The sequence below is a fragment of the Burkholderia cepacia genome, from assembly GCF_001039005.1.
Classification (GTDB): Bacteria; Pseudomonadota; Gammaproteobacteria; order Burkholderiales; family Burkholderiaceae; genus Burkholderia; species Burkholderia theae.
The window spans coordinates 1-679 of record NZ_LDWR01000177.1 but is presented as its reverse complement, the minus strand read 5'-3'; the positions used below and the strand labels follow the sequence as shown (position 1 = coordinate 679).

Sequence of the window (679 nt, the reverse complement as noted above, 5' to 3'; positions counted from 1 at the left end):
AGAACACGACGATCTGCAGGATTTCGTTATTCGCCATCGCCTCCGCGATCGATTTCGGCACCAAGTGGACCACGAAATCCTTCAGCGTGAATGCGCCCGTCTTCAGGTTGAGGGCCGCATCGGCGGGCGGCAGCGGCAGGCTCAGGTGGCTGCCCGGCTGCAGGATCGTCGCGGTCAGCAGGCCGAGCAGCAACGACGTGAACGACGCGATGATGAACCAGCCGAACGCCTTCACGCCCACGCGGCCCACCGCGCTGCCGTCGCCCATCTGCGCGATGCCAACGGTCAGCGTCGCGAATACCAGCGGCGCGATGATCATCTTGATCAGGCGCAGGAACACGTCGGACAGCAACGACACGTAGCCGGCGACTTCCTTGGCCATCTTCGGGTCGGGAAACGCACTGTGGCACGCGTAACCCACGGCGATACCAAGAATCATCGCGACGATGATGTACTTCGTGATGTTGTGTCTCTTCTTCATTAGTAATCCAAATTACAAAGCGTGTGCTTCTAACGGCGGGAACATCATTCGCGTCCGGCTGCGAATCGGAACTCACGTCGCAATGCATGCGACAGGCCCGCTTCCGGCGGTCGCCAGGGCGGGCAGGGGGGGCATTCTAACGCAAATGGCGCGCCGGCTTTCAAATCTGAAAGCCGCGCCGGTTGATCCGCGTCCGTT

At 61.1% G+C, this 679-nt stretch carries 1 protein-coding gene; it reads right to left on the bottom strand.

Annotated elements, in window-relative coordinates:
- Positions 1-481, bottom strand: a 481-nt coding sequence (locus VL15_RS38965; RefSeq protein ID WP_048252211.1) for a dicarboxylate/amino acid:cation symporter, incomplete at its 3' end; no start/stop codon positions are given.
- Positions 482-679 lie beyond the last annotated feature (198 nt).